Source organism: Mesorhizobium sp. M7A.F.Ca.US.011.01.1.1 (genome assembly GCF_003998295.1).
Lineage (GTDB): Bacteria > Pseudomonadota > Alphaproteobacteria > Rhizobiales > Rhizobiaceae > Mesorhizobium.
In genome coordinates, this window is the sequence record NZ_RZRT01000088.1 from 1 (window position 1) to 16,292 (window position 16,292).

The 16,292-nt window shown below is 63.1% G+C and carries 21 protein-coding genes; 14 read left to right on the forward strand and 7 right to left on the reverse strand.

Going from position 1 to position 16,292, the window contains the following annotated elements; genetic code table 11:
* The coding region (locus tag EOA13_RS34590; protein WP_245490572.1) for a Kazal-type serine protease inhibitor at nucleotides 1–252 on the reverse strand (252 nt) is incomplete at its 3' end.
* 494 nt (nucleotides 253–746) lie between these two features.
* Here EOA13_RS34590 and EOA13_RS34595 point away from each other — a divergent pair.
* The 3 genes from EOA13_RS34595 (at nucleotide 747) to EOA13_RS34605 (ending at nucleotide 2,103) form a co-directional block, all read left to right on the forward strand.
* Nucleotides 747–959: a cold-shock protein gene (locus tag EOA13_RS34595; protein WP_006202520.1), complete on the forward strand. Its 213-nt coding sequence runs from the start codon at nucleotides 747–749 to the stop codon at nucleotides 957–959.
* A 319-nt stretch (nucleotides 960–1,278) separates the two neighbouring features.
* Entirely contained in the window at nucleotides 1,279–1,491 is a 213-nt protein-coding gene (locus tag EOA13_RS34600) for a cold-shock protein (protein WP_013530020.1), read from the forward strand.
* A 183-nt stretch (nucleotides 1,492–1,674) separates the two neighbouring features.
* The gene (locus EOA13_RS34605) at nucleotides 1,675–2,103 is read left to right on the forward strand and encodes a BA14K family protein (RefSeq protein ID WP_127297707.1); all 429 of its coding nucleotides are present in this window, start codon (nucleotides 1,675–1,677) and stop codon (nucleotides 2,101–2,103) included.
* A 126-nt stretch (nucleotides 2,104–2,229) separates the two neighbouring features.
* Here the strand turns inward: EOA13_RS34605 and EOA13_RS34610 are convergent, their stop codons facing one another.
* From EOA13_RS34610 to EOA13_RS34620, 3 genes are all read right to left on the reverse strand, one after another.
* Entirely contained in the window at nucleotides 2,230–2,868 is a 639-nt protein-coding gene (locus EOA13_RS34610) for an MBL fold metallo-hydrolase (protein ID WP_127297719.1), read from the reverse strand.
* Nucleotides 2,869–3,005: 137 nt separating this feature from the next.
* Nucleotides 3,006–3,323: a hypothetical protein gene (locus EOA13_RS34615; protein WP_127297708.1), complete on the reverse strand. Its 318-nt coding sequence runs from the start codon at nucleotides 3,321–3,323 to the stop codon at nucleotides 3,006–3,008.
* Between the two features lie 145 nt (nucleotides 3,324–3,468).
* Entirely contained in the window at nucleotides 3,469–4,362 is an 894-nt protein-coding gene (locus tag EOA13_RS34620) for a branched-chain amino acid aminotransferase (RefSeq protein ID WP_127297709.1), read from the reverse strand.
* A gap of 246 nt (nucleotides 4,363–4,608) precedes the next feature.
* Here EOA13_RS34620 and EOA13_RS34625 point away from each other — a divergent pair, with 246 nt between their 5' ends.
* The 4 genes from EOA13_RS34625 (at nucleotide 4,609) to EOA13_RS34640 (ending at nucleotide 8,557) form a co-directional block, all read left to right on the forward strand.
* Nucleotides 4,609–5,142 carry a MarR family transcriptional regulator gene (locus EOA13_RS34625; protein WP_027039379.1) on the forward strand — a complete coding sequence of 178 codons (534 nt, stop codon included), beginning with the start codon at nucleotides 4,609–4,611 and terminating at the stop codon, nucleotides 5,140–5,142.
* Nucleotides 5,129–5,848, forward strand: coding sequence for a response regulator transcription factor (locus EOA13_RS34630; RefSeq protein ID WP_127297710.1), 720 nt, complete (start codon nucleotides 5,129–5,131; stop codon nucleotides 5,846–5,848). Before EOA13_RS34625 ends, EOA13_RS34630 begins: the two co-directional genes overlap by 14 nt.
* A gap of 49 nt (nucleotides 5,849–5,897) precedes the next feature.
* Nucleotides 5,898–7,313, forward strand: coding sequence for an ATP-binding protein (locus tag EOA13_RS34635; protein ID WP_023809807.1), 1,416 nt, complete (start codon nucleotides 5,898–5,900; stop codon nucleotides 7,311–7,313).
* A gap of 221 nt (nucleotides 7,314–7,534) precedes the next feature.
* Entirely contained in the window at nucleotides 7,535–8,557 is a 1,023-nt protein-coding gene (locus EOA13_RS34640; RefSeq protein WP_127297711.1) for a glycosyltransferase family 1 protein, read from the forward strand.
* A gap of 80 nt (nucleotides 8,558–8,637) precedes the next feature.
* Here EOA13_RS34640 and EOA13_RS34645 read toward each other — a convergent pair whose 3' ends face one another.
* The 3 genes from EOA13_RS34645 to EOA13_RS34655 all read right to left on the reverse strand — a co-directional run bounded on the left by EOA13_RS34645 (nucleotide 8,638) and on the right by EOA13_RS34655 (nucleotide 10,172).
* Nucleotides 8,638–8,997: a tRNA-binding protein gene (locus EOA13_RS34645; protein ID WP_127297712.1), complete on the reverse strand. Its 360-nt coding sequence runs from the start codon at nucleotides 8,995–8,997 to the stop codon at nucleotides 8,638–8,640.
* A 27-nt stretch (nucleotides 8,998–9,024) separates the two neighbouring features.
* Nucleotides 9,025–9,525: a YbjN domain-containing protein gene (locus EOA13_RS34650; RefSeq protein WP_013893499.1), complete on the reverse strand. Its 501-nt coding sequence runs from the start codon at nucleotides 9,523–9,525 to the stop codon at nucleotides 9,025–9,027.
* 344 nt (nucleotides 9,526–9,869) lie between these two features.
* A complete protein-coding gene (locus EOA13_RS34655) occupies nucleotides 9,870–10,172 on the reverse strand; it encodes an accessory factor UbiK family protein (protein WP_127297713.1) in 303 nt (100 codons plus the stop codon).
* Nucleotides 10,173–10,339: 167 nt separating this feature from the next.
* On the opposite strand from EOA13_RS34655, the gene lgt reads away from it, so the two are divergent.
* The 7 genes from lgt (at nucleotide 10,340) to EOA13_RS34685 (ending at nucleotide 16,169) form a co-directional block, all read left to right on the forward strand.
* Entirely contained in the window at nucleotides 10,340–11,194 is an 855-nt protein-coding gene (gene lgt / locus EOA13_RS34660) for a prolipoprotein diacylglyceryl transferase (protein WP_127297714.1), read from the forward strand.
* Complete coding sequence (locus tag EOA13_RS34665; RefSeq protein WP_127297715.1) at nucleotides 11,191–12,279, forward strand: class I SAM-dependent methyltransferase; 1,089 nt, start codon at nucleotides 11,191–11,193, stop codon at nucleotides 12,277–12,279. The genes lgt and EOA13_RS34665 overlap by 4 nt, the downstream gene beginning before the upstream one ends.
* A 107-nt stretch (nucleotides 12,280–12,386) precedes the next feature.
* Nucleotides 12,387–13,181 carry a peptidoglycan editing factor PgeF gene (pgeF, locus tag EOA13_RS34670; protein WP_127297716.1) on the forward strand — a complete coding sequence of 265 codons (795 nt, stop codon included), beginning with the start codon at nucleotides 12,387–12,389 and terminating at the stop codon, nucleotides 13,179–13,181.
* Complete coding sequence (locus EOA13_RS34675; RefSeq protein ID WP_127297717.1) at nucleotides 13,181–14,332, forward strand: Xaa-Pro peptidase family protein; 1,152 nt, start codon at nucleotides 13,181–13,183, stop codon at nucleotides 14,330–14,332. Before pgeF ends, EOA13_RS34675 begins: the two co-directional genes overlap by 1 nt.
* A gap of 43 nt (nucleotides 14,333–14,375) precedes the next feature.
* Nucleotides 14,376–14,996 carry a hypothetical protein gene (locus EOA13_RS34680; RefSeq protein ID WP_127297718.1) on the forward strand — a complete coding sequence of 207 codons (621 nt, stop codon included), beginning with the start codon at nucleotides 14,376–14,378 and terminating at the stop codon, nucleotides 14,994–14,996.
* 42 nt (nucleotides 14,997–15,038) lie between these two features.
* On the forward strand, nucleotides 15,039–15,170 hold the full coding sequence (locus EOA13_RS39470; protein WP_256747485.1) for a hypothetical protein: 132 nt from the start codon (nucleotides 15,039–15,041) through the stop codon (nucleotides 15,168–15,170).
* A 63-nt stretch (nucleotides 15,171–15,233) separates the two neighbouring features.
* Nucleotides 15,234–16,169, forward strand: a complete 936-nt coding sequence (locus EOA13_RS34685; protein ID WP_013530002.1) for a ribose-phosphate pyrophosphokinase — start codon at nucleotides 15,234–15,236, stop codon at nucleotides 16,167–16,169.
* The last annotated feature ends 123 nt before the right edge of the window (nucleotides 16,170–16,292 follow it).

Consider the following 16,292-nt stretch of genomic DNA (forward strand, 5'->3'; position numbering starts at 1 on the left):
GCACGGGCCGTCGCGCACGATGCGGTAGCCGGCCCGGTCGGCAAGACAGGCATTGGCGAAGGTCTGGCGGTCGCCGCCGCGGCGGGCACAGACCGGCTCGTACTGCTTGCTGCAATATTGCGGTTCGGGCCGTGGCGGACGCGGGCGCGGCCCTGGTCCCTCATCGACGACGACGGTGCAGGCGGCAAGAATTGCCGACAGCAACAGGATGGCAAAACCCTGCCGCGAAAAGACTGCCGCCAGAAATTTCATGATGATCTCCCACGATCGCGTCCCCGGTTATCGATCCTCGCCATTCCCTTGCCAAATGCAACCCCCGTTTGGGCCCGGCAACGACAACGGCGCCTGGCCCACAAGGGGGGTCAGCGCGCCCGCCGATGTCTGGCCCATCCGTGGATCGGCTCTGGCCGATGACCCGACCGGCAAGCAAGCCTATGCCGAGCCCATCGATGCCCAAGTCAGTCGATCCTTGCGTCGGGATGCGCCCAGTGTGGCGGCCCGCGGCAGTATCTTGCAACCATCACGTTTCCGTGCGATAAATTCCGTGTTCGGGCATTTGCGACCCGGAGAGCGGAACGTTTTGGACGACCTTTCCCCGATACTGTGAATCTCTGACGGCCCCGTTTTCGGCGGGGGGTTTGACCATGCGCCAATGCATGACTGCCGAAGCAACCACCGGGAACTGCCCTTTGCGCCAGGCGGCGGGCGGGACCACCAAAGACTGAACGGGTGAAGGAGTTTCCCCAATGGCCCAGACCGGCACCGTTAAATTCTTCAACGCGACCAAAGGCTTCGGTTTCATCACGCCCGATGGTGGCGCCAAGGATGTGTTCGTCCATATCTCCGCGATCGAAGCCTCCGGCTTGCGCACGCTCGTTGACGGCCAGAAGGTCACCTTCGACGTCGAGCCGGACCGCATGGGCAAGGGCCCCAAGGCCGTCAACCTCCGCGCAGCCTGAGCCATCGGCGCGCCGCATGTCACTCGGACGTGCGACGGAGGCTCCATGCCTGCACCTGGCCTGGAGAGGGATCTGAATTTTGAAAGGCGCGGCGATCTTCGTCGCGCCTTTTCCTTATCGAAGGCGCGGGCCGGTGATGTCGCCAAGCCGCCAGGTTCTGGGCAACGACTTGCATAAAAACAAAGACCCAAAGCGCGCCGCAACGTGCTTTAGACGCCCGCAAAACTTTCCCTTGCCGATGACGCTAAAATAAAGGACAAATTTCCACTCGGGCATTTGCCGGCCCGAGACTGGAGTTTATGGGACAAAGGAGCTTCCCATGCCGCAGACCGGCACCGTCAAATTCTTCAACCACGCCAAGGGCTTCGGCTTCATCACGCCCGATGATGGAGCGAAGGATGTTTTCGTCCATATTTCAGCCGTGCAGGCGTCCGGTCTTCCCGGTCTCGAGGATGGCCAGAAAGTATCGTTCGACACCGAGCCGGACAAGCGCGGCAAGGGTCCCAAGGCCGTCAACCTGTCGGTCGGCTGAGCCGGCTTCAAACCGGCGATCCCAGGCAGATCGCTCCCTTGAGAGCCTATGATTTTTGACGTCTGTTTTGAATAGACACGTAAAAATCCGTTCAGCCCCCGTTCAGCCACGGTCGCATATTAGTCTTCGGTAAAGCCGGACCGCATCCCCGAAACTACACGGGCCGGCACGAAGGAGATCGACATGAACCGAATTTTCAAAACCGCCGTCCTGGCCGCTGCCGTGGTCGCTACCACGCTCACGGCCTTGCCCGCCGCCAATGCGCGCGACTGGCGCCGTCATCATGGCCATCATGGCAACGGCGATGCCATTGCCGCCGGCGTGCTCGGCCTCGCGGCCGGCGCGCTGATCGGTGGTGCATTGGCCAATGACCGGCCGCCGCCCGGCGCTGACCGCTACTACGATGACGGTTACGATCGTAACGTGGTGATACGCCCGGCCCCGGTGCGCCGCTACTATGCGGAGCCGCGGGTGGTCTACGCCGATCGTTATGCCGAGCCGTGGACGCGTGACTGGTACGAATACTGCTCGGACCGCTACCGCAGCTTCAATTCCCGTACCGGGACGTTCACCGGCAATGACGGCGAACAGCATTTCTGCACTGCCAATTAAATCAAGGGCTTCCCTGCCCCAAAACAGAAAAGCGCTGACCGCAAGGCCAGCGCTTTTTTGTTGTGGTCTCTACAATGTCGACGGTCGCTTGAGGCTGATGAAAACAGCTACGGTTCCGGGCCTGGTTCAAGTCAAAAAAGGGTTGGTCCGCCTCTCCTCGCCAAAACGTCCGCCGGGACCGTGGCCACAGATGAAGCCGATGTCGTCGCCGAGCGGCAGGAGCTTGTCCTTGATCGAAGCGATCAGCGCCGCGTGGTCGCCGCCCGGCAGGTCGGTGCGGCCGACCGAGCCGCGGAACAGCACGTCGCCGACATGGGCGAACTTGGCCGCGCGGTTGTAATAAACAACGTGACCTGGTGCATGGCCGGGGCAGTGCAGCACCTCGAACACATGGCCGCCGAACGACACGGTCTCGCCTTCGGCCAGGAACCGGTCGGGCACGCAGTTACGCGCTCCGGCGATGCCGTAGTGCTTGCCCTGGTTTTCCAGATTGTCGAGCAGCGACTTGTCGGCCTCATGCGGACCGATGATCTCGACGCCGAGCGCCTCCTTCAACTCCATTGCGCCGCCAGCATGGTCGATGTGGCCATGCGTTATCCAGATAGCCCCGGCTGAGATCGCATTGTCCTTCAGCACCGCCAGCACCTTGTCGATATCGCCGCCAGGATCGACGACGACGCCATGCTTGTCATCCATGTCGAACAGGATGGTGCAATTCTGCTGGAACGGTGTGACCGGCACGATGCCGGCATTGAGCTGACCCATGATCGTCCTTTCGATGTTCACGAGTGATGTAGAGGCGCGGACAAAGGGCGTCCACCCTCGAAAGACGAACATCGGTAGCTCCGAAAACGGAAATGGGCGGCCGAAGCCGCCCATTTGAAAAGACCGAAACGGCCTGCCTACTTCTTCATGGCGCCCATGACCGCGCCGAGAATGGCGGTCAGAATCGCGCCGCCGCCAGCGCCGCCGACGATGTTCTGCAGGTTCAGCGCGCTGCCGAGACCGCTCGTTGCTGCTGCCGCAGCCGCCGGACCGACCGCACCGCCACCCAGCAGGCTGCCGAGGATCGCCGCACCGCCGACGCCGCCAATGGCTCCGCCCAGGATTTTGGGAAGCTGACCCATCGCCGCCGTCTTGAGCGCCGCACCGACCGCCTGACCACCGATGACGCCAGTAATCACCTGTATGATGATCGGAAGAAGCGTGTTCATGTCCATATGATTAGTCCCTCCATAGCTGTCAGCCTCCCGGGCCGACACCATCATGAGACGCCGAATTGGACGAAAGTCAAATGCAGAAACGCTGAAATAAAAGGGGCGGCCCGAAAACCGCCCCTACTTCCTAAAAAAGCTGTGACTTTCGTTATTCTGCGGCAATCGCGTGCTTGGGCTGAACGGCCGCAGAATAGTCATTCATAAGATTCTTGGCTATTTCGCCGACCTCGAATCGGTAAGGCCCGATCTCGGAAACCGGCGTCACTTCCGCTGCCGTCCCGGTCAGGAAGCACTGCTCGAAGCTTTCCAGCTCTTCCGGCAGGATGGCGCGTTCAATCACCTCCAAGCCGCGATCCTTGGCCAGCCCAATGACCGTGCGGCGGGTGATGCCGTCGAGGAAGCAGTCGGGCTTGGGTGTGTGGATCTTGCCCTCCTTGACGAAGAAGATGTTGGCTCCGGTCGCTTCGGCGACCTGGCCACGCCAGTCGAGCATCATGGCGTCGGCATAGCCCTTGGCCTCGGCGGCGTGCTTGGACATGGTGCAGATCATGTAGAGGCCGGCGGCCTTCGACTTGGAAGGCGCGGTGCGCGGGTCGGGCCGGCGCCATTCCGCCACATCGAGACGGATGCCTTTCAGCTTCTGCGCAGGATCGAAATAGCTCGGCCATTGCCAGATGGCGATGGCGCAGTTGATGCGGTTGTTCTGCGCCGAGACGCCCATCTGCTCACTGCCGCGCCAGGCAATCGGCCGGACATAGGCGTCCTGGAAACCCTGCTTCTTGAGAAGCGTGGAAGAGGCGTCGTTGAGCTCGGCCACCGAATAGGGGATATTGAAACCGAGCAGGCGTGCCGATTCATGCAGGCGCTCGGTGTGTTCGTTGAGCTTGAAGATCTCGCCGCCATAGGCACGCTCTCCCTCGAAAACAGCGCTGGCGTAATGCAGCCCGTGCGTCAGCACATGGATCTTGGCGTCACCCCATTGGACGAATTCGCCGTTCATCCAGATGAAGCCATCGAGTTGATCGAAGGGAACGGATGCCATGGTAACCTCCCACGGGCGGCAGCCCGGATAGTTGTATCGTTGTGTGTTTCGTGTCGGCCGCCCAAAGCGGCTTTTATGGTGGAGCGTAGGCGGATAATTGCGCTCTGGCAAACTTAGGAAATTCCGGAAAAACCGGCCTCCCTTGCCTTTTCGTTCGCAATCCGCCCAAAAGCTTGTCAAAAATTACCATTGCAGGGAAATTACGTCAATAGTACTGACATAATCTCTCTTTCCCACGGAGAAATAATGACGGATCGAAGCCCAGCCGCCGGAAAACCGATCAGGACCGCGATGTCGGTCGAGGACGGCATCGACTTCGCCATCATCGAGCTGCTCTTCTTCGCCTACCGTGACTTCACCTCCGATCCGGACCAGATCCTGGCCGACTACGGCTTCGGCCGGGCCCACCACCGGGTGCTGCATTTCGTCAACCGCAGGCCGGGCCTGACGGTCGCCGAACTGCTCGACGTGCTGAAGATCACCAAACAGAGCCTGGCCCGTGTGCTCAAGCAGTTGATTGACACCGACCATGTCGTGCAGTTGCAAGGTCCGCGCGACCGCCGCCAGCGCGAACTTTATCCGACGGCCAAGGGCCGTGCGCTGGCGCTGGCGCTGGCGCGGCCACAGTCGCGCCGCATCCATGCTGCATTGGGGGATTCCGGAGTAACCGAACGGACCTTGGTGGAACGGTTCCTCGAAGCGATGGTCAATCCGGAACTGAGGGCGCAGATCGACGTTGGGTCCGCAAAAATGTCAGGGAAAAGCCATGGAGAGCACTGAACGGGTCGATCATGGGGCCGCGCCGGACGACGACGCGCCGCATCTGCTTGTCGTCGACGACGACACCCGCATCCGCAATCTTCTCAAGCAGTATCTGACCGAAAACGGCTTTCGCGTCACCGTTGCCGGCAATGCCGGCGAAGCCAGGCGCAAGCTTGCCGGCCTCGACTTCGACCTTCTGGTGCTGGACGTCATGATGCCGGGTGAGACGGGCGTCGACCTGACCAAGTCGCTGCGGGCCGAAAAGAACGTACCGATCCTGATGCTGACGGCCCTGTCGGAGACCGACAGCCGCATCTCAGGGCTTGAGGCCGGCGCCGACGACTACCTGCCGAAGCCGTTCGATCCGCGCGAGCTGATCCTGCGCATCAACAACATCCTTCGCCGTGGTGGCCCGGCGACCACGCCCAAGGTCGAGCAGTTGGTCTTCGGCCCCTACACCTTCCAGATCGCCCGGCGCGAATTGAAGCGTGGCGGCGAGGCGCTGAAGCTGACCGACCGCGAACAGGAGATCCTGGCGATCTTCGCGGCAAGGGCCGGCGAGACGATACCCCGCCACGAGCTTGTCGGTGACGATTCGGAGGTCGGCGAGCGCACCATCGACGTCCAGATTAATCGGCTGCGCCGCAAGATCGAGCGCGATCCGTCCAACCCGGTCTGGCTGCAGACCGTGCGCGGTATTGGGTATCGGCTCAGCGTGGAATAGAATGCCGCCTGCGGCCTGCTGAGCGGCTGCGGGCAAGCGAAATGAGCGAATGGCAACCACGGAACTGGAACAGCCGGGCAATGGCGGCTTGAGCGCACGCGCCGCGCGGACGCTGAAGGCGGTGCCGCGCGCCTGGAACCGCTTCTGGCGCCTCGTCTCGCTCTATATGCCCAAGCGGCTCTATGCCCGCTCGCTGATCATCGTCATCGCGCCGATGATCCTGCTGCAATCGGTCGTCGCCTTCGTCTTCATGGAACGTCATTGGGCAACCGTGACGCAGCGCCTGTCGCAGGCCACCGTGCGCGACATCGCCGCCATCATCGACCTGATCGAGACCTATCCGCGCGATGCCGACTACACCAACATCATCCGCATCGCCCAGGACCGCATGCAGCTGAAGGTCGACCTCTTGCCGCCCGACCCACTGCCCGCGCCCGGTCCAAAGCCGTTTTTCTCGATTTTGGATGATGTTCTCTCGTCGGAGATCACCCGCCAGATCAACCGCCCGTTCTGGATCGACACGGTCGGCAACTCCAACATCGTCGAGGTGCGCGTGCAGCTCGAGGGCAAGGTGCTGCGCGTCTTCGTACGCCGCAGCCAGGCCTATGCCTCCAACACCCACATCTTCCTGATCTGGATGGTCGGCACCTCGCTGGTGCTCCTGATGATCGCCATTCCCTTCCTGCGCAACCAGATCCGGCCGATCCTGATGCTCGCCGAAGCCGCCGAAAGCTTCGGCAAGGGCCGGCCGATGCCGCGCGACTTCCGGCCGCGCGGCGCCGAGGAGGTTCGCCGCGCCGGCTTTGCCTTCATGCAGATGCGCGAGCGCATCGAGCGCCAGATCGAGCAACGCACCGCCATGCTGACCGGCGTCAGCCATGACCTGCGAACCATCCTCACCCGCTTCAAGCTGCAGTTGGCGCTTTCCGGCGGCAAGGCCGAGACCAAGGCCGCGCTCGACCAGGACATCGACGACATGCAGTCGATGCTCGAAGGCTATCTCGCCTTTGCCCGTGGCGAGGCTTCGGAAGACGCCGGACGGTTCGATCTCGAGGCCTATTTCGAGAAGCTCGACGAGGAGGCCAGGCTGCGCAAGCGCAAGCTGTCGACGACGCTTGCCGGAGACCCCGATGTGCATGTGCGGCCGAACGCCTTTGCCCGGCTGATGTCCAACGTGATCGGCAACGCCTTCCGCTATGCCAAGACGGTGGAAGTCAACGCCACCCATGGCCGCGGCTCGCTGCTGGTCACCATCGACGACGATGGTCCGGGCATCCCCGCTGACCGGCGCGAAGACGTGTTCAAACCCTTCGTGCGGCTCGACGAGGCCCGCAACCTCGATGCCAGCGGCACCGGGCTCGGCCTGTCGATCGCCCGCGACATCGCCCGTTCCCATGGCGGCGACATCACCCTTGAAGACAGCCCGCTCGGCGGACTGCGCGCTGTCATCAAGGTTCCCGCATAACGGGGCACGATTCCGAAAAGTGGAAACCGGCTTCATCCGCCCGTCATGAAACCATGATCAAGAGCGTGCATGAAGCGCGCGACCTCAATCGATTCGGTCTTGCCGCCTCACTTCGACCCTGTGCCCGTCCGGGTGCGCTGGAGCGAAGCGAGAGCAGCGGGCTGGTCGCCGTTCCGGCATCGTCTCAAGGCAACCGTCGACCTTTCCTGCAAAGGGCCGCCATGCGCATATTGATGGTCACCGATGCCTGGCGGCCGCAGGTTAACGGCGTTGTCCACACGCTGGAGCGGCTCACCGAGACGCTGAAATCCTTCGATGTCGCCGTGGATTTCCTGACGCCGAACATCTTTCGCACCCTGCCCTTGCCGACCTATCCCGACATCAGGCTGGCGCTGACCACGCCCGGCCATGTCGCGCGCCTGATCGACGCCGGCAAGGCCGACCACATCCACATCGTCACCGAAGGACCGCTCGGCATCATGGCGCGGCGCTATTGCCGCAATGCCGGCCGTCCGTTCACCACCAGCTATCACACGCGCTTTCCCGAATATCTCAGCGCCCGCCTGCCGGTGCCGGAAAGCTGGGCCTATCGCTGGCTGCGCGATTTCCACAATTCCGGCCAGGGCACGCTGGTCGCCACCCAGTCACTCGCCGACGACCTCTCGGCGCGCGGCTTCACCAAGCTGCGGCCGTGGACGCGCGGCGTCGACACCGATCATTTCCGGCCCGACAAGAAGAAGGATCTCGGCTTCCCGGGTCCGGTCTTCCTCTGCGTCGGCCGCGTCGCCATCGAAAAGAACCTGAGTGCTTTCCTCGACCTCGACCTGCCGGGCAGCAAGGTGATCGTCGGCGAAGGCCCCGAGCTTGCCAGGCTGAAGGCGAAATACCCGCAAGCGAATTTCCTCGGCCATCGCCCCAACGACGAACTGGCCGAGATCTATGCCTCGGCCGACGTCTTCGTCTTCCCGAGCCGCACCGACACGTTCGGCAACGTCATCATCGAGGCACTGGCCAGCGGCACGCCGGTTGCCGCCTATCCGGTGACCGGGCCGATCGACATCGTCGGCGACGGCTTTGGCGGCGCGGTCTCCAACGATCTGCGCGAGGCCTCGCTTGCGGCGCTCAATGTAGACCGTGCCGAAGCCCGCGAACGTGCCATGCGCTATAGCTGGAAAGCCTGTGCGGAGATGTTTCTCGATACGGTCGAGGAAGCACTGGGCACAACGCGCAAGCTGGCGGCCTGACCCAAGGCTGGCGGCACCGTACTGTTCGACATCAGCAGGACGGAGGGAGCGCGAAGGAACGCGACGGTCTTTCCTCTAGCCTAAAACAACCGCCCGCCATCCGGCACCTTACGCTCGATCGCGCCGAGCACCACGGCGCCCTCTTCGTCGGGAAAGCCGAGCGTGAGCACTTCCGACATGAATGGACCGATCTGGCGCGGCGGGAAATTGACCACCGCGAACACCTGCCGGCCGATCAGCGTCTCCGGTGTATAGTATTTGGTGATCTGCGCCGACGATTTCTTGATGCCGATGCCGGCGCCGAAATCGATCTTCAGCTTGAATGCGGGCTTGCGCGCCTCGGGAAACGGTTCGGCCTCGACGATCGTGCCGGCGCGGATGTCGACACGATCGAAATCGGCAAAACTGGTCTCGGGCTTGCGCTCGCTGTTCGAACTCATCTTGGTTCTTGTCTGCCTTACGGGGTCTCAGGCGTTGCCGTAGGTCTCGAACAGCACGCCGGCCAGGGCGTCCTTGGCCGAGGTTCCCGACCAGACGACGAACTGGAACGCCTGGAAATAGCATTCGCAGGCTTCCAGCGCCGACGACAGCAACACTTCGACCTGCTGGCTCGACGGCTCGACCCCGCCGGCCAGCAGCAGCGACTGGCGGAACATAATCGCGCCCTCCTGCTCCCAGAGGTCGAAATGGCCAAACAGCATCTGCTCGTTGATCAACGACAAGAGCCGCATCACTTCCAGCGCGCGGGTCTCCGGCACCTTGATGTCGAAGGCACAGGCCAGGTGCAGCGCTTCGAAATCCTCCATCCACGAAAAGGAGACGTGATAGTCGGTCCAGCTTCCGGCAACCGAGATCGAAATCTCGTCGTCGCCTGCCCGCTCAAAGGACCAGTCGTTGTTGTGGGCCACCTGCTCGATAACATCCACCGGATGGATTTCGCGGGAGAATTCGAGTTCGAGAAGTTCCATGGAATGCTTCCTGTCGTTCTGTACGAGCGCCGCCACACGCTCCGCGGGAGGGCACACACAACGAACAATCTTGTCTAGAACTCGGACGGCCAGGACTTTCCTGCGCAAAAGACTACTTCTCGACGCAAAGACCCCAGACCGGACCCCACCGCCCGGTCGCATGACCCTGCTCCGAATCATGCAACAAATTCAGTCTATTGATCGGGAGTCGCGTGAACAGCCCAATTTTTCGCACTGCGTCATTCGCATGTGGAAAGCCGCTGTCACAAAGATTCATGCAATGCCGTTAAGCGATTCACGGCAAAGCGCTTTTCAGGATCGGGCTATGTGGAAAAGTTTAACGATTATTTTTTTGCGCGGGGCTTGGCCGCCGCCGCCGGTGCGGCGTCACCGGCCAGTTCCGCAAGCTTCGCCTCGAGCGCCTCGATACGGGCGGCAAGGCGGGTGTTTTCTTCCCGGGCCTTGGCGGCCATCTCGCGCGCGCCCTCGAACTCTTCGCGCTGCACCACGTCCATGGTATTGAGGATGCGTTCGGCCTGGCCTTTGAAGGCGGTCTCCACCTCCCGGCGCACGCCCTGGGCAGCGCCGGCGGCATCGGTCATCAGCTTGGCGAATTCATCGAGAATGCGGTTCGGTCCGGTCGACATGGCAAATCCTCGCTTGATTGAAATGACGTAGTGGCGCTGCGCGCGGAATGCAAGAACGTTGAAGCCTGCTGCGGCATCAAGTCGGGAGCGCCCACCTTGCCTTGACCCTGCCAAAACCCTGCCGCATGGTCCGGCGCCCAAACACGTTCGCAACCGAGAGTTCCCCGTTGAACGAATATTTCCTGCTGCCGCTGGCCTCCCTACCCTTCCCCAACATCAACCCGATCCTCATCCAGATCGGGCCGCTGGCGGTGCATTGGTATGGCGTCGGCTATATCGTCGGCATCCTGTTCGCCTGGTGGTATGCCAAGCGGCTCGCCTCTAGTGCCAAGCTATGGCCGAACGGCGTCCTGCCGATGAAGCCGGAGGATCTCGACGACTTCATCGTCTGGGCGGCCATCGGCGTCGTACTGGGCGGCCGCACCGGCTATGTGCTGTTCTATGATCTGCCGCGCTACATCGCCCACCCGCTCGACATCTTGGCGGTCTGGCAAGGCGGTATGTCGTTCCATGGCGGCCTGCTTGGCGTCATCCTCGCCATGACGCTGTTTTCCATCAAGCGCGGCATCCGCACATGGTCGCTGTTTGACGTCGTGGCCGCCGGCGTGCCGGTCGGCCTTGGCCTGGTGCGCGTCGCCAATTTCATCAATTCCGAGCTGTGGGGCCGGCCAACCGACGTGCCCTGGGCTTTCGAGTTTCCCAATGGCGGGCCGTTTGCCCGTCACCCGAGCCAGCTCTACGAGGCGCTTCTCGAAGGCGTGGTGCTGTTCCTCGTGCTGCGCATCCTCACCCATTCGCGCCTCAAGCTGAAGACGCCGCGCTTCGTCGGCGGCGCCTTCATCTGCGGCTACGGCCTGTCGCGCATTTTCGTCGAGTTCTTCCGAGAGCCCGACCAGCAGCTCGGCTACCTCCTCGGCACCAACTGGCTGACCATGGGCATGATCCTGTCGACGCCGATGGTGCTGGCCGGTATCTGGGCGATGCTGACCGCCAAGCCGGTGGCGCAGCCGCAGCCGGCATGACACGGCTGAAAACCCGCATCGTCGACCTGATCGAGGCATTGGGGCCGATCCCGGTCAACGAATACATGGCGCTGTGCCTGTTCGACCCGGCGGACGGCTACTACACGACGCGCGAGCCTTTTGGTGCGGGCGGCGACTTCATCACCGCGCCGGAAATCAGCCAGATGTTCGGCGAACTGGTCGCCGTGTGGATGTACCAGGCGTGGCAGGCGAGCGGCCGGCCGCTGCCGGCCACCATCGCCGAGATCGGCCCCGGCCGCGGCACGCTGATGAAGGACATGTTGCGTACGCTGTCGCGGCTCGATCCTGATCTGGCCAGCGGCGCCACCTTCGCCATGATCGAGACCAGCCCGCGCCTGACCGAGGTGCAGAAGCAGACGCTTGGCGCCACACCCTTCGCGGTTGGCTGGCATGAAACCATCGAGACCTTGCCGCAGCAACCGCTGTTCATCGTCGGCAACGAACTGTTCGACGCCGTGCCCATCCGCCAGTTCGTCCGAGCCGGCACCGGCTGGCGCGAGCGCATGGTCGGCCTCGACGAGACCAACGACCTTTGCTTCTTCGCCGGCGCCGGTTCGGTCGACCCGACGCTGCTGCCCGCCGATGCCACTCAAGCGCCGCAAGGTGCGATTGCCGAAGTGGCGCCTGCCCGCACCGCGCTCATGGCAACGATCGCCGAGCGCATATCCAGGCATGGCGGCGTTGGCCTGTTTCTCGACTACGGCCATCTCCAGCCGGGTGTCGGGGACACGCTTCAGGCCTTGCGCAGCCACGATCACGAAGATGTGCTGGCCAATCCCGGTGAGGCCGACCTCACCTCCCATGTCGATTTCGCCGCCCTTGCCGCGATCGTGCGTGCACATGGCCTCGAAGCCCATCTGACGACACAGGGCGACTTCCTCCTCGGCATGGGTATCCTCGAGCGCGCCGGCCGGCTTGGCGCCGATGCCGGCCAGGCGGCGCGCGAAAGGATCGCCGGGGACGTCGAGCGCCTCGCAGGGCCGCAAGCCATGGGCGAGCTGTTCAAGGTGCTTGCGGTACTGCCCCGCGGCGTGGCGGTTCGGCCCTTCGCCGGGGCGGATTGACTTTTTACCGCCGCCCCTCCCAATCTCCCGTCCGCGCTTTGCAGCGCCTGTTCTCGACCAAGCACCTTCTTCTTGACGAAACCGCCCACACGGACAACAACGCCCGCATGTTGAATCAGACCAAACCGGATCCTGTTCGGTCGCCGCTGCTGGACAAGGCGCAGGCACAAGGCATCCGCCACGGCTATTTCACCCGCATCGGCGGTGTCTCCAGCGGCATCTATCAGGGCCTCAACATCGGCACCGGATCGAACGACGACCAGACGCTGGTCGCCGAGAACCGCGCCCGCGTCGCCGCCTGGATGGGCGTGCCGGCGAGCCATCTGTTGACCGCCTGGCAGATCCATTCGCCCGACGTCATCAGCGTCAGCGAACCCTTTGCCGGCGAGCGGCCCAAGGCAGACGCCATCGTCACCGACCGGCCGGGCATCGCCATCGGCGCCTCGACCGCCGATTGCGGTCCCGTGCTGTTCGCCGATGCGCAGGCGCGCGTCATCGGCGCCGCGCATGCCGGCTGGAAAGGCGCGTTCACCGGCGTGCTCGAAAACACCATCCTGGCGATGGAAAGCCTCGGCGCCCGGCGCCAAAACATCGTCGCCGTGCTGGGCCCCTCCATTGGCCCGCAAAACTACGAGGTCGGCCCGGAATTCGTCGCCCGCTTTGTCGATGCCGACGCCGAAAACATCCTCTATTTCACGCCGTCCGCCAATGCCGGCCATGCCATGTTCGACCTCAACCGCTACACGGTTGACCGGTTGGCCAAGGCCGGCGTGACGGCTGAGGGCCTCGACCGCTGCACTTACGCCGAGGAGGGCCTGTTCTACTCCTACCGGCGCACCACGCATCGCAAGGAGCCCGATTACGGCCGGCAGGTTTCGGCAATTGTCTTGGAGAGGGAATAATGGCGCTGCATTTTGAACGATCCGAATTTGACGCGCGGCGCGACCGGTTGATGATCGAGATGGCCGAGAAGAAGCTCGACGCCATCCTGCTGTTCGCACAGGAAAGCATGTACTGGCTGACCGGCTACGACACGTTCGGCTTCTGCTTCTTCCAGTGCCTGGTGGTGAAGGCCGACGGTTCGATGGTGCTTCTGACCCGCTCGGCCGATCTGCGCCAGGCGCGCCAGACCTCGATCATCGACAACATCGTTCTGTGGACCGACCGCAACGGCGCCAATCCGGCGGTCGACCTGCGCAATCTGCTCAACGAACTCGACCTGCTCGGCGCCCGCATCGGTGTCGAATACGACACCCACGGCCTGACCGCCTTCAATGGCCGACGGCTCGACGAACAGTTGCAGACCTTCGGCCAGATCGCCGATGCGTCCGGCATTGTCGGCCGGTTGCGCCTGTTCAAGAGCCCGGCCGAAATCGCCAAGGCTGAGAAGGCCGCCAATCTCTCCGACGATGCGCTCGACGCGGCCCTGCCGCTGATCAAGCAGGGCGGCGACGAAGCCCTGATCCTGGCCGCCATGCAGGGCGCGATCTTTGCCGGCGGCGGCGACTATCCGGCCAACGAGTTCATCATCGGCTCCGGCGTCGACGCGCTGCTATGCCGCTACAAGGCCGGCCGCCGCAAGCTCACCAAGAACGACCAGTTGACGCTCGAATGGGCCGGCGTCTTCAACCACTACCACGCACCGATGATGCGCACGGTGCTGACCGGCAAGGTCTCGAAGCGCCATCAGGAGCTGTTCGATGCCGCCCGTGCAGCACTTCTGGCCGTCGAGAAGGCGATGACGCCGGGCAACAGCTTCGGCGACGTGTTCGATGCCCACGCCCGCACCATGGAGGCGCACGGCCTGACCAAACACCGGCTGAATGCCTGCGGCTACTCGGTCGGCGCCCGCTTCACACCGTCCTGGATGGACATGCCGATGTTCTACCAGGGCAACCCCGAACCGATCGCGCCCAACATGACGCTGTTCGCCCACATGATCATCATGGATTCCGACACCGAGACGGCAATGACGCTTGGCCGCACCTACCTGACCACCGAATCCCAGCCCAAGCCGCTGTCCCGCCATGATCTCGACTTGATTCTTCAGTGAATCCACAATGGGAGGCGTTCTTCGCCAAGGAGTTAGAAGGCAAATGAGACGATCGCATGTGACGACCGTGTCATTGCTTGTGGCATTGGCTCTTGCCGCCTGCACCAACGCAAAGGACGTGCTCGAACCGTCGGCGATCACGCCGCCGGCGACGTCGACCCAGACGCTGCCCGCAACGTCAGGCAGCACGGTTCCGGCCGGGCCCGCCACCAGCACGGCGGGCGCTTCCGCAACCACCGCCGCACCGGTCACATCAGCCCAAAGCGCTGCCATCCTGTCGAAGACCCGCCTGCAGATCGCGCCGATCGTCGGCGCATCGGTCGAGACCGCGACACCTCTGACGGCGGAGTTGCAGACGCGCGCCAGGCAGCGCGGTATCACGCTCGCCGGCAGCGCCGACCAGACCGTGACACATGTGCTGAAGGGCTATTTCTCGACGATGTCGGAAGGCGCCGACACCACCGTCATCTACGTCTGGGATGTCTATGACCCCGCCGGCAACCGGCTGCACCGCATCAATGGTCAGCAGAAGGCCCCGTCGGTCAATTCCGGCGCCAGCGCGGGCGGCGACAGCTGGAAGGGGGTCTCGCCGGCCACCATGCAGGCGATCGCCGACCAGACCATCGACCAATTCGCGGCCTGGCTCGGCGGCAAGGCGGGCTAGAGGCATCAGACCCAAAAGTGGAGACGGTTTTGGGAAAATCCGATGCCCAACGAGAAGAAGGAGCAGCGCAAGTCCGCTGCTCCCTGTTGCAGCCCGGCGATGGCGCGGAGCTTTCTTGAGTTTAGCCGGCGGATTCCCGATCTCGGCGCTTGCAATACCGGCGCGGGCCGCTAAAAGCCCGGTTAAAGGGCGCAAGCGAGTCCGTCAGGTCTCATCATCCTCCACCAGGAACCGTGCATGAAACTCTTCGCGGGCAATTCCAACAGGGTGCTGGCCGAAGCGGTCGCCCGGTACCTCAACGTCCCGCTGGGCAAAGCCACGGTCAGGCGCTTCGCCGACCAGGAAATCTTCGTCGAAATCCAGGAAAACGTGCGCGGCGAGGATGTCTTCATCCTGCAATCGACCTCGTTCCCAACCAACGATCATTTGATGGAATTGCTCATCATGATCGATGCCTTCATGCGTTCCTCGGCCAAGCGCATCACGGCGGTCATCCCCTATTTCGGCTACGCCAGGCAGGACCGCCGCGCCTCCGGCCGCACGCCGATCTCGGCCAAGCTGGTCGCCAACATGATCACCCGCGCCGGTGTCGACCGCGTTCTGACGCTTGACCTGCATGCCGGCCAGATCCAGGGCTTCTTCGACATTCCGACCGACAATCTGTTTTCCGTGCCGGTGATGGCCCGCGACGTGAAGGCCAAATACAAGCAACTCGGCAACGTCGTGGTGGTTTCGCCCGACATTGGCGGCGTGGTCCGCGCCCGTGCGCTGGCCAAGCGCTTCGATGCGCAACTGGCCATCGTCGACAAACGCCGCGAACGGCCCGGTGAATCGGAAGTCATGAACATCATCGGCGCGGTCGCCGGCAAGGATTGCCTGCTGATCGACGACATCGTCGATTCCGGCGGCACGCTGTGCAACGCCGCCGATGCGCTGCTGGCCAACGGCGCCACCAGTGTCACCGCCTATATCACCCACGGTGTGCTGTCGGGCGGTGCGGTTGCCCGCATCAGCGGCTCGAAGCTGCAGGAACTGGTGATCACCGATTCCATCCAGCCCACCCAGGGCGTGCTCGACGCGCCCAACATCCGCGTCATCTCGATCGCCGACCTGATGGGCGAAGCCATTTCGCGCACCGCGACCGAGGAATCGGTGTCGAGCCTGTTCGACTAGAGCGGGATGAATTTAGGTTGGGCATAGCCTGCCTCTGTGAAGTAATTTCGGCATTCGGTTGACGTGACGGTGCCGAGGATTTGGCCGATGGCGTCACAGACGGTTTCGACTGTTCGCTTGGCA

What these genes read in the sequence shown, in the direction of transcription:
- EOA13_RS34595 (WP_006202520.1), top strand. Translation starts at nt 747, where the DNA reads ATGGCCCAGACCGGCACCGTTAAATTCTTCAACGCGACCAAAGGCTTC.
- EOA13_RS34600 (WP_013530020.1), top strand. Translation starts at nt 1,279, where the DNA reads ATGCCGCAGACCGGCACCGTCAAATTCTTCAACCACGCCAAGGGCTTC.
- EOA13_RS34605 (WP_127297707.1), top strand. Translation starts at nt 1,675, where the DNA reads ATGAACCGAATTTTCAAAACCGCCGTCCTGGCCGCTGCCGTGGTCGCT.
- EOA13_RS34610 (WP_127297719.1), bottom strand. Translation starts at nt 2,868, where the DNA reads ATGGGTCAGCTCAATGCCGGCATCGTGCCGGTCACACCGTTCCAGCAG.
- EOA13_RS34615 (WP_127297708.1), bottom strand. Translation starts at nt 3,323, where the DNA reads ATGGACATGAACACGCTTCTTCCGATCATCATACAGGTGATTACTGGC.
- EOA13_RS34620 (WP_127297709.1), bottom strand. Translation starts at nt 4,362, where the DNA reads ATGGCATCCGTTCCCTTCGATCAACTCGATGGCTTCATCTGGATGAAC.
- EOA13_RS34625 (WP_027039379.1), top strand. Translation starts at nt 4,609, where the DNA reads ATGACGGATCGAAGCCCAGCCGCCGGAAAACCGATCAGGACCGCGATG.
- EOA13_RS34630 (WP_127297710.1), top strand. Translation starts at nt 5,129, where the DNA reads ATGGAGAGCACTGAACGGGTCGATCATGGGGCCGCGCCGGACGACGAC.
- EOA13_RS34635 (WP_023809807.1), top strand. Translation starts at nt 5,898, where the DNA reads ATGGCAACCACGGAACTGGAACAGCCGGGCAATGGCGGCTTGAGCGCA.
- EOA13_RS34640 (WP_127297711.1), top strand. Translation starts at nt 7,535, where the DNA reads ATGCGCATATTGATGGTCACCGATGCCTGGCGGCCGCAGGTTAACGGC.
- EOA13_RS34645 (WP_127297712.1), bottom strand. Translation starts at nt 8,997, where the DNA reads ATGAGTTCGAACAGCGAGCGCAAGCCCGAGACCAGTTTTGCCGATTTC.
- EOA13_RS34650 (WP_013893499.1), bottom strand. Translation starts at nt 9,525, where the DNA reads ATGGAACTTCTCGAACTCGAATTCTCCCGCGAAATCCATCCGGTGGAT.
- EOA13_RS34655 (WP_127297713.1), bottom strand. Translation starts at nt 10,172, where the DNA reads ATGTCGACCGGACCGAACCGCATTCTCGATGAATTCGCCAAGCTGATG.
- EOA13_RS34665 (WP_127297715.1), top strand. Translation starts at nt 11,191, where the DNA reads ATGACACGGCTGAAAACCCGCATCGTCGACCTGATCGAGGCATTGGGG.
- pgeF (WP_127297716.1), top strand. Translation starts at nt 12,387, where the DNA reads ATGTTGAATCAGACCAAACCGGATCCTGTTCGGTCGCCGCTGCTGGAC.
- EOA13_RS34675 (WP_127297717.1), top strand. Translation starts at nt 13,181, where the DNA reads ATGGCGCTGCATTTTGAACGATCCGAATTTGACGCGCGGCGCGACCGG.
- EOA13_RS34680 (WP_127297718.1), top strand. Translation starts at nt 14,376, where the DNA reads ATGAGACGATCGCATGTGACGACCGTGTCATTGCTTGTGGCATTGGCT.
- EOA13_RS39470 (WP_256747485.1), top strand. Translation starts at nt 15,039, where the DNA reads ATGCCCAACGAGAAGAAGGAGCAGCGCAAGTCCGCTGCTCCCTGTTGC.
- EOA13_RS34685 (WP_013530002.1), top strand. Translation starts at nt 15,234, where the DNA reads ATGAAACTCTTCGCGGGCAATTCCAACAGGGTGCTGGCCGAAGCGGTC.